Here is a 15366-nt window from a genome sequence, read left to right as displayed (position 1 = left end):
CCTTATGGCGAACAATTATTTCCGTTTTAAGTCTTTTGTGATCCACCAGGGGCATACTGCCATGAAGGTATGTACCGATGCCTGCTTATTTGGCGCCTGGGTGGCCAAACTGGTTTCCGGTGATAGACCGGACGGGGGTAGTAAAATAAGGGTGCTTGATATTGGTGCGGGTACCGGTTTACTTGGATTGATGGTCCGTCAACAACTATCAGCAACCATCGACCTGGTGGAGTTGGAAGAAAATGCGGCTAAACAGGCTGCGGATAATTGCAGGGAAAGTCCATGGTCCGCTGACCTGAAAGTATTCCACCAGGATATCAATAAGTATGAACCGGATCAACCATATGACCTTATCCTTTCCAACCCCCCCTTTTTTGGGAATGACCTGCAAGCGAAACACCATGCAAGAAATATTGCCCGGCATGAAAGCACGCTTGGCCTGAAAGAGTTATTTGCGGCTGTTGAACGATTGCTGGGTGAAGATGGAAGGTTCGCGCTCCTGCTTCCCTATCACCGTGCTGAGGAGGCTTTGAGGGAAGCTGCAATTCGGGGATTGGTTCCTGCTAAGCGGGTGAATGTGAGCCAAACTCCCCGCCATGATCCTTTTAGGGTAATGTTCCTGTTTGCCCGCAAGGGAGAACAGGAAGTCCCCCATGCCATAACCATTCAGGATAATGGTCATTACACAGCGTCCTTCGTTGAATTATTACGCGATTATTACCTCTACCTCTGATCATTTCCTGAACATAAAGTAGACCGCTCCAAGGATAAAGCCAAAGCTGATCAGGTGGTTGGGTCGAAGCGGTTCCTTCAGGTAGAAGATGGCAAAAAGGGTGAAGACAACCAGTGTCACCACTTCCTGTGTCAGTTTTAATTGGAAACCACTGAAGCTATTACCATAGCCCCACCTGTTGGCAGGCACCATCAGGCAATACTCGAAAAATGCAATTCCCCAACTAACCAGTATGGCTTTCCATAAGGGTAACCCCTGCTGCTTTAAATGTCCATACCAGGCAATGGTCATGAAGATGTTGGAAAGGACGAGTAAAAGGATCGTTTTCATCAGGGCAATTTCCTAAATCTAAACCAGGAAACGAACAGGAATTGAGATAAATAACTGGCCTTTGACAAAAGGTTCTGGCTGAAATAAGTGGACCGGTCGCCCAGCCGACCGGTCCCTTTCTTGTTGCTTAACAAGAATTGCAACCTCGTGTTATAAAGTTAGGATCAAGCGGCAAGAATGGCAATCGTAAATGTACTTTCAGGGTATAGGAAAAATAAGTACAGGCAAGTGGGTAATAAAGAAAAACAGCATAACCAAATGGCTATGCTGTTTATAATTGTGGACGGTTACACTTGTTAATTGAGATTACGGAAATCGACCGGTACCAACTTACTCACACCAGGCTCCTGCATGGTTACACCGTAGATGGCATCAACGGCATTCATCGTCATCTTATTGTGCGTTACGATGATAAACTGGCTTTCTTCACTGAACCTGCGGATCATATTGGTAAACTTGCCCACATTGGCATCATCCAATGGAGCATCCACCTCATCCAGGATACAGAACGGAGCAGGCTTGATGAGGTAAATGGCGAAGAGCAGGGCTGTCGCTGTCAATGTCTTCTCCCCACCACTCAGCTGGGTAATGGAGGAAGGTCGCTTACCTTTCGGCTTGGCTATGATATCAATTCCGGTCTCCGCGAGGTTTTCCGGGTTTTCCAAAATCAGGTCGCACTGGTCTTCTTCAGTAAAGAGCGCCTTGAATACCTTAATGAAGTTATCCTTTACCTGGTTAAATGTATCCAGGAACTTCTGGTTGGCCGTGCTTTCCACTTCGGCAATGGTTTGCAGGAGGCTGTCCTTGGCTGTTACCAGGTCATTCTTCTGTTCGAGGATGAACTCGTAGCGCTTCTTCATTTCGGTGAAGGCTTCAATGGCCGTGGGGTTGACCTCACCCAGATTCTCCAGGCGTTTCTTCATCCTGTCGGCTTTTTCCTGGAGCTCTTCAACCGGTGTATCGGTGGTCCGGGGCTGGTCAATGATATCATCCAGGTTGATCCTGAATTCTACCTGTAACCTTTCCTTCATACCGGCCAATTGCAGCTTCAATTCATTGAGTCGGTCCTTTACCCCGCTCAGGAATTGTTCCAGTTGTTCCTTTTCCTTAACCTTATGGCGCAGCTCACTTTCCTTTTCATTCAGTTTATTCCGTAGGTTGTAATAGGCCTGGTCTGCTTCGTTCAGCACTTTCTCTTCTTCTTCCTTTCTACGCAGGAGGTCAATCAATCCGTTCTCAGCCTGCTCGAGCAACCCTGCACTTTCGCTAATGCTTTCGATGGTTTGCTTCAACTGGCTATTATTGGATTCGATTTGGGTAACCAGGTCGTTGAGCTGGTTACTCTTGAAAACCAGTTCCTGCTTAAGGGAATTGATCCTGCTCTGCTGGCGGGTCAGCGAAAGGTTGAACTCGTTATAGACGGCGTTGGCGCTACTGTATTCCTGTTCGGCATTCTTGTAATCACCCTCTACGGCCATTAATTTTTCCTGTGTCTCCTGCAATTGCTGCAGCAGAGTGGCCAGTTCATTGCGGGTGCCGGCAATATTGTTCTGGGTTTGTTCCAACTGTTCCTGCATTTCTTCCAGCCTGTTCTTGCTGGTGCCCTGGATGGCATGCAGGTTCTCAATCTTATTCTGCAGTGCAAAGACCTGGTTGGTCAGGCTATTGATCTCCTGCTGGGTTTGTTTGATGGCCTGTTCCTTCAACTGCTCGTTAAAGGCGATCACCTCGTTGTGCTTATGCTGGATATCGGCCTTCAGGTCATGAACGATCTTGTCCTGGTGAAGGATCTCTTCGTGTAATTTTTCAAGGTTCTTGGCGCGACCGATCTTCTTTCCTTCAAATAAACCAACGCTTCCGCCTGAAAGGGAATACTGGCCTTTTACATATTTACCAGATTTTTCCAGGATAACAGAGCCGTTGCTGTTCTCAAGGGCTGACTCATTCTCCGCAATAAAAACATTGCCCAATAAATGTTGGGCGAGGGAGCGGTATTGGTCATCCACTTCAATGACCGTCATGGCGCTGATGGTCCCAGCAGGCTGGTGGCCTGACTTCTCAATAGCGGCAAATTTATCCAGCAGGAAGAAGTTGGCCTTCCCCTTCTTGTGTTCATCCAGCAGGTGAACAGCCTGTAGGCCTTCCCTTAGGTTATTCACCACATAATAGTTCAGGTAGGGTTCCAGTACGTTCTCTACTGCTGCCCTGAATTCTTCCTTCACATAGATAATATCCGAGAGAATGGGGGCAGTATGGTTCCAATTGGGATTGTTATGAAGGAACTTCACACTTTCCGGGTAGCCTTCCATGGAGTCAATCAGGCTCTTCAGCAGGTCATGCTCGTTCCTTTTGGCATCCAGTTTCCTGCTCTCATCGGCCAATTGCTGACGCAGGACTTCCAATTCACCCTGGGTGAAAAGGATCTGTTCCTTGGTTCGCTCATGATGTTCCTGGAGTTGTTGCAGGTCTGTTTGCTTGGATCCCAGTTCTTCTTCCTTGATCGTACGCTCTTCCTCCAGTTGCTTCAGTTGGCTCCTTCGTACTTCCTGCTCTTCTTCTATCTGGTGGATGGTTCGTTGCAGGTTTTGGATAGAGGTATCGGCAACCGCCACTTTCTTCTCGGCTTCAAACTGGCTCCGCTGGATCTGCAGGCTTTCACTCCTCAGGGCATCAAGCGCCTGGCGCTGTTCATCAAAAATGGCCCGCTTCTCTTCAACGGTGGCTTTATATTCATCGAGTTGGGACTCGAAAGTCTCGAGTTTACCTTCTTCCTCCCCTACCTGTTGCTGTGTGAAGGCAATGCTTTCTTCCAGCCCTTTTAACTGGCCTTCACTTTTTTGCAGGAATTCCTGCAGGCTGGCTTCCTTTTCCTGGAGGAAATTGAGCCTTTGTGAAGCCAGGTTCTTATCATTTTCCTTGGTACGAAGGGTTTGCAAAAGCTCGTTGAACTGGTATTGCATGCTCTGCAGTGCCCGTTCCTTCTGAATGAAACCAACTTTCTCCGCTTCAATGGCAGCCTCTTCCTGTGCTATGATGGCTTCCAGTTGTACTTTCCTGTTGGTCTCGTTCTCCGTTTGCTCGTTCAATTCGCGATAGGTCAGGTTGAACCCTTCCAGTGCAGCCTTGGCCAATTCTACTGAAAGCTCCTTGTAATCCTTCTTGATCTCATAATATTTCTCAGCCTTTTTGGCCTGGTTTTCCAGGGCCTTCAACTGGTTATTGATCTCAAACAGGAGGTCTTCGATACGGGCAAGGTCCTGTTCCGTTGCGTCAAGTTTTTGTTTGGCTTCCTTCTTCCGGGTCTTGTAAATGGAAATACCAGCCGCCTGCTCCAGCATCCTGCGACGACTATTGTCCTTGTCCTTGATCAGGTCATCCACCATGCCCAATTCAATGATACTGTAGCTGTCGGTGCTGACACCAGTATCCATAAAGAGGTTCTGGATATCCTTCAAACGGCAGGTGACATCGTTCAACCGGTATTCACTTTCACCGCTTTTGTAAAATTTACGGGTAATGGTAACCGTATTGAACTCTGTTGGAAGGAGGTTCTTGGTATTCTCAAAAGTCAGGCTCACCTCGGCCAGGCCAGAAGCCGAACGGGTTCTGGATCCGTTGAAGACCAGGCTTTCCAGGTTCTCGGAACGGAGTTGGCTGATCTTCTGCTCACCGATCACCCAACGGATGCTGTCGATGATATTGCTTTTTCCACAACCGTTTGGGCCCACAATACCGGTAATGTTCTGGTCGAAATGAACCACCGTCTTGTCGGCAAAACTTTTGAAACCTTTTATTTCTAAACTCTTTAAACGCACTATGATCCGGTTTTAGAAGGGAAGCAAATATATAGGATTGACCCTTACAAGTTAAATATAGCTTGAATAAGAAAAAGCTTAGTTCCTCACGACTTATTCACAGATGGAGCCTGAATTGAGGGTGGATACGCATTAATGTGTATTAAATATTTAATTATCAAGTGTTTAAAATTAAAAACCTGTATTAAAACATTTGTTTATTATCTCATTTTATTGATTTTATGGGCAGTATTTTAATATTATGTCTACTTTTTTGGGGATTTGGGTCTTATATGGCCTAACTGCTTGCTTTGTCTTTTTATAGAGAAATAAATAAGTAAAAAATTATTTTTTAATCATTTATGAAATTATACTGTTTATTAAAATACTATAAATCTTTTAATTCCCCTGAATAAGCCATGGTTTTGTCCCGGAGGATTGCCTGGCTTTACCTAATTTTATGGCTAAACCCTTTATTTCCATGAGAATTGAGTTAAGGTCAGATACATTTACCCGTCCTACCCCGGCCATGTTGAATGCCATGATGAATGCTGAAGTGGGCGATGATGTTTTTGGGGAGGATCCTACCGTTAACCTGTTGGAAAAGAAAGCAGCTGAAATGTTCGGAAAGGAAGCCGCGATCTATTGCCCAACGGGTACCATGAGCAACCAGATCGCCATTAAGGTACATACCCAACCGGGTGATGAGGTGATCTGTGAACAGCAGGCACATGTATATATTTATGAAGGGGGCGGGATCGCCTTTCTTTCCGGTTCCCAGGTGAAGGCAATTCCCGGTCAGGGTGGAAGGATAACCGCTGAACAGGTGGTGGGGGCGATCAACCCTGATGATGTACATAAGGCCAGGACTTCCCTGGTTTGCCTGGAGAATACCAGCAACAGGGGCGGTGGCTCTTGCTATAATTGGCAGGATATCCTGCACATCCGGCAGGTATGTACCATGAATGGGCTGGCCCTGCACCTGGATGGGGCAAGGTTGTTCAATGCCCTGGTGGCTACCGGACAAACGGCCCGCCAATACGGGGAGGTCTTCGATAGTATCTCGGTTTGCCTGAATAAGGGACTGGGTTGTCCTATTGGCAGTATCCTGATTGGCTCTGCTGAATTCATCAGGAAAGCCAGGAGGGTGAGAAAGGTGTTTGGAGGCGGGATGCGCCAGGCCGGCTTCATGGCCGCTGCCGGGGTATATGCCCTCGACCATCATATTGAAAGGCTCCAGCAGGACCATGACCATGCCAAGCAGATCGCCAAGGTGCTGGCCCATAAGGATTTTGTGGGAACAATACTGCCGGTGGAAACCAATATCCTGATTTTCGAAGTGAAAGGAAGGTTTAGTTCCCAAACACTTGCTGATACATTAAGGCACTATGATATCCATTGTATGGCCATCTCCCCTACCCAGATCCGGATGGTTACCCATCTCGATGTGACTCCTTCAATGGTGCACAAGGTTTGTGAAATACTGGAAGGCCTCTAAGGCATAGTAGGGTTTTACCATTGTTCATGGCCGTTAGGTTGCATGGCAGCTAATGAGTGTTCGCTAATCATTAGGGCCTAATCCTTTATTTTTACGCCGCAAGCAAACAGAAAAGAATGTTACCTACTATTTCACCCACCCAAACAGCCGCATGGAAGCAGCTGGAAGAGCATTACAAGAATGATATGCGTGCGGCGCAGCTCCGTGACCTTTTTTCAGGGGATGCCGATCGCTTTTCAAAATATTCCATCCAAAAGGATGACCTGTTGGTAGACCTGTCCAAGAACATCATTACCGATACCACCCGCGAACTATTGGTGACACTCGCCAGGGAATGTGGATTACCGGAAGCCATTCATGCCATGTTCGGTGGCGAAGCCATCAACCAAACCGAGAACAGGGCTGTATTGCATACTGCCCTCCGGAACTTCTCCGGTAAGCCGGTACTGACTGGTGGCAAGGACGTTATGCCCGAAGTGAAGGCCGTTTTGGAGAAGATGAAGGTTTTTGCCCACCAGGTCCACAGTGGCGCATGGAAGGGCTATACGGGTAAGCCTATCCGTTATATCGTGAATATCGGGATTGGTGGCAGTGACCTGGGGCCCTTGATGGTCACTGAAGCCCTGAGGCCTTATTGGGTAAAAGGAATCGAGACCTTCTTTGTTTCGAATGTGGACGGGACCCATATCGCTGAAACCCTTAAGAAAGTGAATGCCGAGGAAACCCTTTTCCTGGTGGCTTCCAAAACCTTCACTACCCAGGAAACCATGACCAATGCCCACACGGCGCGGTCCTGGTTCCTTGAAACAGCTGTGGATGAGGCATTTGTTGCCAAGCATTTCGTGGCATTATCCACCAATGAAAAGGAGGTGGTGAAGTTTGGTATTGACAAGCAGAACATGTTTGAATTCTGGGATTGGGTGGGAGGCCGTTACTCCTTATGGAGTGCTATCGGGCTTTCGATCGTCCTGACCATTGGTTACGATAATTTTGAGGAACTCCTGAAAGGTGCCCATGATATGGACAACCATTTCAGGGACACCGCTTTTGAACGGAATATCCCTGTTCAACTGGCTCTGATCGGCCTTTGGTATACCAACTTTTTTGGTGCCCAGAGTGAGGCCATCCTGCCATACGACCAGTACCTGCATCGTTTTGCGGCCTATTTCCAGCAGGGAAATATGGAGAGTAATGGAAAGTCTGTTGACAGGAATGGTCGACCGGTTGAATATGCCACGGGTCCTATTATTTGGGGGGAGCCCGGTACAAATGGTCAGCATGCCTTTTACCAGCTGATCCACCAGGGTACACCGCTGATCCCCTGTGATTTTATAGCCCCGGCCATCAGCCATAACCCCATAGGGGACCATCATCCCAAATTGTTGTCCAATTTCTTTGCCCAGACCGAGGCCCTGATGAATGGAAAAACAGCTGAAGAGGCCGAAGCTGAACTGGTAAAGTCCGGTGCCAGCCAGGAGTCCATTGCAGCTATCCTGCCATTCAAGGTCTTCCAGGGCAACAAACCCACCAATTCCATATTGGTGAAGAAGATCACTCCGTTTGTGCTGGGCCAGCTGGTGGCCATGTACGAACATAAGATATTCGTCCAGGGGGTGATCTGGAATATTTTCAGCTTTGACCAATGGGGGGTGGAACTGGGTAAACAACTGGCCAACAAGATCCTTCCGGAATTGCAGAACGACCAGGAAGTGGTAAGCCACGATAGTTCCACCAATGGATTGATCAATGCGTACAAACGCATGAGGCATGCATAATGCCCTTGGCTGGTTCAAAGCCAGCCGGGTATCTATTTTGAAAACAACTAATGTCAATAAGCAAAGGCTTGCCCGATAGGAATCATTCAGGTTTCTTATCTTAGCCGCCAAAACCAAAAGCAGCATGGCACAACATGAAGAGGATTTTGATGCCAACCTGGCGGGAGAGGATGGACATACCGAGGAGACGAAGAATAGCTGGTTCAAGCGCATCAAAAAAGGCATTCTGACTAGTACTGCAGAGAAAAAGGAAACACCAGAGGGCTTATGGACCAAATGCCCGGAGTGTAATTATATCTGCACCGTTAATGAATTAAGGGAGCAGTTGTTTGTTTGCCCCAAATGTAATTATCATCACCGCGTTGGCAGCGCCGAATATTTTGACATCCTGTTTGATGAGGGTCAATTTGAGGTGATGTTTGAGAATATCCGTTCCAAGGACTTCCTGCAGTTCACGGACCTTAAGTCCTATGAGAAACGCCTCAAGGAGATCTGGAGCAAGACAGATATCACGGACTCCATAAGGGTAGCCAGCGGAACAGTGAATGGACAGGACCTGGTGGTGGCCTGCATGGATTTTGAGTTTATCGGCGGCTCACTGGGAAGTGTAATGGGTGAAAGGATAGCAAGGGCAGTTGATTATTGCCTGGAGCATAAAAAGCCGCTGATGATCATCTGTAAATCGGGTGGTGCCAGGATGATGGAAAGTGCTTTCTCCCTGATGCAGTTGGCCAAGGTTTCCGGTAAGTTATCACAGATGACCGATGCCCAGGTGCCTTATATTTCTTTCCTGACCGACCCCTCCTTCGGTGGTATATCGGCATCCTTTGGTATGCTTGGGGACCTCAATATTGCCGAGCCGGGAGCATTGATCGGTTTTGCCGGACCAAGGGTGATCAAGGAAACCATCAAAAAGGACCTTCCGGAAGGTTTCCAACGAAGCGAGTTCCTGTTGGAGCACGGCTTCCTGGATTTCATCGTGGACAGGAAACAGTTGAAGGATAAGCTGGCGACCGTTCTCTTATTATTTAAGAATTGATTGGTAAAGATTTAAACATAGAAAGGAGGTAAATTTGCCTCCTTATTTTTTGCACCGTGGAACTTAGGAACAGAGCAGCATTTCATGAATATTATTTCGAGACCACCTATGTGGCGGGTATTGTATTGGTGGGAACCGAAGTGAAGGCCATCAGGGCCGGGAAGGTGAGTTTCAATGATGCCTATTGCATTTTCCACAAGGGGGAGTTGTTTGTCAAGAACCTTCATATTTCAGAATATGCTTATGGGACCACCCATAAACATGAACCAATGCAGGAACGCAAACTGCTGCTGCACAAGAAAGAATTGCGGAAACTGGAAGCCAAATCGAGGGAGAAGGGCTATACTATAGTACCCTTAAGGATATTTTTTAATGAGAAGAATATGGCGAAAGTTGAGATTGGGCTGGGTAAGGGGAAGAAACTCCACGATAAAAGGGAAACCATTAAAAAGCGGGATACTGAGCGGGAGATCAAGCGTTATATTAAGTAAGATTCCCACAATCTTTGGTATATAGCCAGCGTTATAAGATGAAATTGTATTTTGGGTTAATTTTCAGGTATGCGAAAAATTCTATTATCCTTAATAATCCTGTGCCCTTTCCTGGGTAAAGTCCATGCCCAAAAGATTGATGGCAGCTGGTATGGTAAGGCAGATGCTGTCATCGAAGGCACCCATAACAATTACCTGACCGAGTTGGTCCTCAAGCAAAAGGGTAACCAGGTGGAAGGGATCTTTGGTTATTACTTCCGGAATGGCTACCAGAGCTACGTGGTCAAGGGTACTTATGATAAGAATTCCAGGACCATTTCTATCAGGGAAATGCCTGTAGTTTATTTCCGCGAAAATACTATTGATGGTGTAGAGTGCATGATGCACTTTATAGGAACCCTCAGGGTATCCAAAGTAGGCAGCAGCATCCGTGGATCCTTTATGGCCGACCCGAAGTACCAGAATGTATGCCCTGAATTAAGGGTGCTATACAGTCTTGACACTACCATTAACCTGGAAGATGAACCGGAAGCCGCCATTACCCGGAAGTTCTGGCAGCCGGCCATCGAAGACAAGGTTGTGGTCGCACCTGAGATCAAGGTAGATAAGATAAATCCCACGACTAACCCACTTATTGAAGCCTTTAAGAAAAGGGCATCAGTAGTAACCAATGACGTAGCAGTAGCCGCGGATTCGGTAAGGGTAAGTTTTTATGATAATGGTGATGTTGATGGTGATACCATATCCGTATTCCTGAATGGCGCCCCGATTGTGGAGAAGCAAATGATCACGGCAAGGGCGATCAATGTGTATATCAAGCTTGACCCTACCAAGGAATACAATGAGATATCCATGTTCGCGGAGAACCTGGGCCGGATACCACCCAACACAGCCCTAATGGTGGTGTATGATGGTACTACCTGGCAGGAAGTTTACCTGACCAGTAACCTGAGCCAGAATGGAACGGTGCGAATAAAACGGAAGAAATAAAAGTAAAAAGGTCATCGCTTGGATGACCTTTTTTTATTTGTTATTTGATTGAATATTCTATCAGGTTCGTGGCTGTCTTAAGGATGGATATTCCTTCTATCTGGACATCTGATACCAATCGTATCACCCCGATACCTTTGGCTATATAGTAATCATAAATTGCCCAGGTTGAAAACCTTCCCATGATATAATACTGGAGGATTAACCTGGTATGGATTACTGAAGAATAAGTTTTCCCTTTTACGGTGTAATTGATATCCCGTTCTATTATCTCCCCGAGGAAGCGTGCAGGAACTCCATTGATACTACCTAATGAGTGCTCCCATTTGAAGCCAACTGGTTCCTTGTCATTCAGGTAATAAGAATTGACCTCCACCATGGTGCCGCTGCTGCTCATTGCTTTTGAACGAATGAAATACTTGTTTCCATCTTTCCTTACATAGGCTTTTGATTCTACACCGTCAAATAACCTGTTGAGCTCATTCCAGACTAATCCGTCGATGTTCCTGGTTGTGCCTGTGGACCTTAAAATCTCCTCCTTGCCAGTATATGAGGAACTGTCCTGGTACTTCCAATAGGAATCCTTTGACGTGGGTTGATAATCAGCATTCGTTGGGGATGGATTCTGGCCGTTCCCGCCGTTGTTGGTTTCACTTACTTCCTTCTGGCAGGAACTGAAAAGGATAAGGGCAATCGATAAGGTCGAAAAAAGTTTCTTCATTAGATAAATAGTTTTTTCGAATATAGTTCCCCGTTATAATCCCTGCAAGCAGGTGCAAAAAAAAGTTGCCTGTACACAGGCAACTTTCCCAGGTATAAATTGAATGTAATGTTCAGAATAATTCCGGTTGTGTGTCGTCCTTTTTGGTCTTCACCTCCCATTCCATTTCTGTGCTCTTGGTGTAGTCCGCTAACTTATTACCAACCGCTTTCCAGCCCATTACTTCCACAAAGTCAGCCACTTTGATCTTCTGGGATTTGGCCTGGGCTCCCCTGCCGGTATGGATCATCAATACCGGGGTACTATCTGTAGTAACGGCTTCCAGCCTGTTGCCATCGCCTTCCTTAATGAACAGGAATTTGTTGTGCAAGGTTGAAGTCTCCACCCTGAACCGCTTGATATTGTACTGGAGTTTGTCATTGTCGAGGTAGACCGCCGTGATGACCCTCTCCGGATCAAATTTCTCGATCAGCAGCACTTTCTCGGGATCGAAACGCTGGGTCATTTCGAGGTCGGTCAATTCGTAAGTGCCATCATTATAGATCACCAGCAGGCGTTCAGATCCATCGAAACTACCCAGGCTGATACCTTTTTCTTCTGTATTCAACCGGCCGAACTTGTCATCAAACCAGAGTTTTATGGCACTCAGGGTAGATCTTCCGGCTTCCTTGAACTTGACCGTCTTGATCGGGTACTTGGTCACCTGGTTACCCATTGCACTTCTGCCCTTGATCTCCATTTCCTCGAAATAAAAATCAAACTGCTTGATACGGGCGGGGCAATTCGGGCTGAGGATTATGCTCAGTACTTCCGCTTCCCCGTTGGGATTGGCGGTAAAGTAATGCACCCTGCTCTTGTCATGGCCCTTGGTAAGGTCATATTCCTTATCCCTTGTGATACCGGTAACATTAAAGCGCTTGGCATAGCTGGTACCGGTTGCCCCATCAACGTAGATCATGTTATAGGTGGTGCGCTCGTCATTCTTCTGGAATACGGCTACATGGATTATATCCTTGCCGATATAGACTTTCTCCCCTACCCTTACCACCTTCATGATCCCCCTGCGGGTAAACACAATGATATCATCCAGGTCGCTGCATTCAAACAACAACTCATCCTTCTTCAGGCTGGTTCCAATAAAGCCATCTGCACGGTTTACATAAAGCTTGGTATTGGCGATCGCCACCTGTTTGGCCTGGATGGCCTCAAACTGGCGGATCTCGGTTTTCCTTTCCCTGCCTTTTCCATATTTCTTCAACAGATTTTCGTAGTAGGCCACTGCAAATTCCACCAGGTGCTCCAGGTCGTATTTTACCTGCTTGATCTCTGCCTCCAGTCCCCTGATCTGTTCATTCAGTTCATCAATATCCAGGCGGTATATCCTTCGCACAGGCTTCTCCGTTAGCTTAACGATATCCTCCCGGGTGATCTCGCGTTTCAGCTGCTTCTTGAATGGCACAAAGGCCTTATCTATCGCTTCCAGGACCTTATCCCATGTTTCGTGTTTCTTTTCCAGTTCCTTATAGATCTTCTCTTCAAAGAAGATCTTTTCCAGTGAGGTGTAATGCCATTTCTCCTGCAGTTCACCCAATTTGATCTCCAGTTCCTTCCTGAGGAGTTCCTTTGTGTTGTCGGCGGAAATGCACAGCAATTCATGAACACTCATGAATCTTGGCTTCTGGTCAACGATCACACAGGCATTGGGGGAAATACTCACCTCGCAATCCGTAAACGCATACAGCGCGTCAATGGTGATATCCGGGGAAATTCCGGGTGCAAGGTCGATCTGGATCTCCACTTCTGCTGCTGTGTTATCCGTAACCTTCTTGATCTTGATCTTTCCCTGGTCATTGGCTTTGATGATGGAATCAATTAGACTGCTGGTGGTAACCCCGTAAGGTACATTCCTGATCACAAGGGTGCGCTTATCCGATTCCTCGATGTTCACCCTGACCCTGACCTTGCCTCCGCGCTTGCCTTCATTGTAATTGCCCACATCGATCATGCCGCCGGTCTGGAAATCGGGATAGATCTCAAATTTCTTGCCTTTCAGGTATTTGATGGATGCATCGATCAGCTCACAAAAATTATGTGGCAGTATCTTGGTGGACAGGCCCACGGCAATACCTTCTGCTCCCTGTGCCAGGAGCAGCGGGAACTTCATAGGGAGGGTAACCGGTTCATTCTTCCTGCCATCATAACTCAACTGCCATTCCGTGGTCTTATTATTGAAAGCTACATCAAGGGCGAACTTGCTGAGCCTGGCCTCAATATAACGGGGCGCAGCTGCATCATCGCCTGTCCTGACATCCCCCCAGTTTCCCTGGGTATCGATGAGAAGGTCTTTTTGGCCCATATTGACCAGGGCTTCCCCAATACTGGCATCACCATGCGGATGGTATTGCATGCTCTGGCCGATGATATTGGCGACCTTATTGAAACGCCCATCATCCATTTCCTTCATGGAGTGCAGTATCCTTCGCTGCACCGGTTTCAGGCCATCCTCAATGGCAGGAACCGCACGTTCCAGGATCACATAGGAGGCATAATCCAGGAACCAGTTCCTGTATTGCCCCTGCACCCCTGCATCATTCTGGTGCACCCATTCGTTTGACTTAGCTTTCGACATTCTTCCTTTCTAATTTATAATTCATATAACTCTAACGGCAATCCATCCGGGTCACTGAAAAATGTGAACCGTCTGTCTGTATAAGGATCCACCCTGATCGGTTCAGTGACAACTCCCTTATCGGCCAATTCCGCAACAGCTTTATCAAGGTCGCTAACCGCAAAGGCCAGGTGCCTTAAACCCTGGGCTTCTGGCCGTGAAGGCCTTGGCGGTGCACCTGGAAAAGAGAACAGTTCAATGATATAATGACCATTCAGCGCAAGGTCAAGCTTGTAAGAGTCCCTTTCCTCGCGGTAGACTTCCCGGATGATTTCCAGTCCCAGTACCTGCGTATAGAACGCTTTGCTTCGCTGGTAATCACCTGCTATAATGGCTATATGGTGAACGGTTCCCAGGTTCATTCTTTGAATTTTATGCGGGTTGGCCAACTTTTTGTTTAACCTCGAAATCCTTCATGGCCTTCATTTCACCCTGTACATCGTAGCCTTCTCCAGAAACGATCTTTTTCAGGCGCCAAAGAAGGTAGGCATCACCGGTAGTTTGCCTGGCTTTGGACAGGAACTGGTTGATGACCTTGCTGGCCTTTTGCCAATCTCCGGTAATGAACTTCTTCAACTCTTCGTCATAATATTCTTCCCCATATTGGCTCAGTTTCTTTCCTCCTTCCAGTATCCTCACCTGTTTGCCTTCATTGGCTAGTCGGATCCATTCATCGGGATCCACCTCAAATTCACTCAGGGTAATGGGCCTTGCCAGTTTCTTGGCCTTGAGGAATTCCTTTGGCGGAATGGTGCTCAGCCAGGTTGGGTAGAACAACTGCCCCTTCTCATTGATGAAGGGCAGGTTGTTCAGGTAAAGGATGAAAACCCTGCCCTGGAATTCTTTCATAAAATGCAGGAGCCAGTAATAACCGGACACATCATGTTTGTTCTGGGCAGCCCAGATCCAGATGATCTCATCCGGGTTCCGGCGCATGGTGCCAACCAACTCTGCCACTGTCTTGTAATCATCTACTTCACCCGAGTCGGCCTTGCCATCATAATCCCCACCGGCCAATACCGCTGACCACCATTGTTTGCGGGCTTCCCTTCCTTCACCCAGGTATAGGTTCTGGATGGGCCCTACAGCATAATCGTCACGGATGAGTACAACATCCCCTTTCAGGTTTTCATCCAGTTCAATGGCCTGGTTGATCACCGTTACATCTGGTTCATTAAATACAACGTGAATCATCTTCAATCAATTTTCATTGCACCAGTTCAACCAGAACCGGGTTGGTTAATGCATTGACCGCAAAGCCGTCAGTATCCTCTTTACTCTGCAGCCAGCATGGTATTTAAAAACTCAATCAAGTCATTACTACAGG

The 15366-nt window shown here is 47.2% G+C and carries 12 protein-coding genes; 6 read left to right on the top strand and 6 right to left on the bottom strand.

What is annotated here, in order from left to right; all coding sequences use genetic code 11:
- Positions 1-4 precede the first annotated feature (4 nt).
- Positions 5-733, top strand: coding sequence for a tRNA1(Val) (adenine(37)-N6)-methyltransferase (locus tag KJS94_RS04710; RefSeq protein ID WP_214446160.1), 729 nt, complete (start codon positions 5-7; stop codon positions 731-733).
- Here KJS94_RS04710 and KJS94_RS04705 read toward each other — a convergent pair whose 3' ends face one another.
- Entirely contained in the window at positions 734-1063 is a 330-nt protein-coding gene (locus tag KJS94_RS04705; RefSeq protein WP_214446159.1) for a DMT family protein, read from the bottom strand.
- Positions 1064-1359: 296 nt separating this feature from the next.
- Positions 1360-4878, bottom strand: coding sequence for a chromosome segregation protein SMC (smc, locus tag KJS94_RS04700; protein WP_214446158.1), 3519 nt, complete (start codon positions 4876-4878; stop codon positions 1360-1362).
- 460 nt (positions 4879-5338) lie between these two features.
- Between smc and ltaE the strand changes: the two genes are divergently transcribed.
- The 5 genes from ltaE to KJS94_RS04675 all read left to right on the top strand — a co-directional run bounded on the left by ltaE (position 5339) and on the right by KJS94_RS04675 (position 10650).
- The gene (ltaE, locus tag KJS94_RS04695) at positions 5339-6355 is read left to right on the top strand and encodes a low-specificity L-threonine aldolase (RefSeq protein ID WP_214446157.1); all 1017 of its coding nucleotides are present in this window, start codon (positions 5339-5341) and stop codon (positions 6353-6355) included.
- 116 nt (positions 6356-6471) lie between these two features.
- A complete protein-coding gene (gene pgi, locus KJS94_RS04690) occupies positions 6472-8130 on the top strand; it encodes a glucose-6-phosphate isomerase (RefSeq protein WP_214446156.1) in 1659 nt (552 codons plus the stop codon).
- A 124-nt stretch (positions 8131-8254) separates the two neighbouring features.
- Positions 8255-9169, top strand: coding sequence for an acetyl-CoA carboxylase, carboxyltransferase subunit beta (accD, locus tag KJS94_RS04685; protein WP_214446155.1), 915 nt, complete (start codon positions 8255-8257; stop codon positions 9167-9169).
- A gap of 56 nt (positions 9170-9225) precedes the next feature.
- Positions 9226-9660 carry an SsrA-binding protein SmpB gene (smpB, locus tag KJS94_RS04680; protein ID WP_239804295.1) on the top strand — a complete coding sequence of 145 codons (435 nt, stop codon included), beginning with the start codon at positions 9226-9228 and terminating at the stop codon, positions 9658-9660.
- A gap of 69 nt (positions 9661-9729) precedes the next feature.
- Entirely contained in the window at positions 9730-10650 is a 921-nt protein-coding gene (locus KJS94_RS04675) for a hypothetical protein (RefSeq protein WP_214446154.1), read from the top strand.
- Positions 10651-10690: 40 nt separating this feature from the next.
- Here KJS94_RS04675 and KJS94_RS04670 read toward each other — a convergent pair whose 3' ends face one another.
- The 4 genes from KJS94_RS04670 to KJS94_RS04655 form a co-directional block, all read right to left on the bottom strand.
- Positions 10691-11371 (bottom strand): hypothetical protein, encoded by a 681-nt coding sequence (locus KJS94_RS04670; protein ID WP_214446153.1) that lies wholly within the window; start codon positions 11369-11371, stop codon positions 10691-10693.
- A 112-nt stretch (positions 11372-11483) separates the two neighbouring features.
- Positions 11484-14000 (bottom strand): DNA gyrase/topoisomerase IV subunit A, encoded by a 2517-nt coding sequence (locus KJS94_RS04665; RefSeq protein WP_214446152.1) that lies wholly within the window; start codon positions 13998-14000, stop codon positions 11484-11486.
- 14 nt (positions 14001-14014) lie between these two features.
- On the bottom strand, positions 14015-14401 hold the full coding sequence (locus tag KJS94_RS04660; protein WP_214446151.1) for a VOC family protein: 387 nt from the start codon (positions 14399-14401) through the stop codon (positions 14015-14017).
- Between the two features lie 10 nt (positions 14402-14411).
- The gene (locus KJS94_RS04655; protein ID WP_214446150.1) at positions 14412-15233 is read right to left on the bottom strand and encodes a DUF1835 domain-containing protein; all 822 of its coding nucleotides are present in this window, start codon (positions 15231-15233) and stop codon (positions 14412-14414) included.
- Positions 15234-15366 lie beyond the last annotated feature (133 nt).

The sequence above is a fragment of the Flavihumibacter rivuli genome (assembly GCF_018595685.2).
GTDB lineage: Bacteria > Bacteroidota > Bacteroidia > Chitinophagales > Chitinophagaceae > Flavihumibacter > Flavihumibacter rivuli.
The sequence above is the reverse complement of the archived record's forward strand: the minus strand, read 5'-3'. Positions and strand labels throughout refer to the sequence as shown.